The organism is Phytoactinopolyspora endophytica, assembly GCF_004138495.1.
Lineage (GTDB): Bacteria > Actinomycetota > Actinomycetes > Jiangellales > Jiangellaceae > Phytoactinopolyspora > Phytoactinopolyspora endophytica.
The window spans coordinates 20,236-20,739 of record NZ_ML142871.1 but is presented as its reverse complement, the minus strand read 5'-3'; the positions used below and the strand labels follow the sequence as shown (position 1 = coordinate 20,739).

1 protein-coding gene is annotated in these 504 nt (G+C 66.5%); it reads right to left on the bottom strand.

The features are described 5' to 3' along the window. On the bottom strand, positions 1-504 hold a 504-nt coding region (locus ELR45_RS41700; protein WP_338069618.1), incomplete at both ends, for an oligopeptide/dipeptide ABC transporter ATP-binding protein.

Here is a 504-nt window from a genome sequence, read left to right as displayed (position 1 = left end):
GTGGTTCTCTGCGCTCCGTTGCCGTCCGTAGCGACGCCCGAGAGGACGAGGTCGTCGGCGTAGTGGCAGGCGGTTCGGTGGCTGTCGCCGGTGGGACGCAGTTCCGGCACGTCGGTGGGGCATCGTTCGGCGGCGGCATGGGGGCAGCGGGTGTGGAACAGACAGCCGGTGGGTGGGTTGGCGGGGTCGGGTAGGTCGTCGGTGGTGGCGCGTTCTTGTCGTGCGTGTCGCAGGGCCGGATCCGGCAGTGGTACCGCGTGCATGAGGGTTTCGGTGTAGGGGTGGTGGGGTTGCCGGTAGAGGTCGGTGGTGTCGGCTTGTTCGGCGATTTTGCCGAGGTACATGACGGTGACGCGGTCGCTGACGTGTTCGACGACGGAGAGGTCGTGGGAGATGAACAGGTAGGTGAGTCCGAACTCGTCCTGGAGTTCGGTGAGGAGGTTGAGGATTTGTGCGCGGACGGAGACGTCGAGGGCGGAGACGGGTTCGTCGGCGATGACGAGG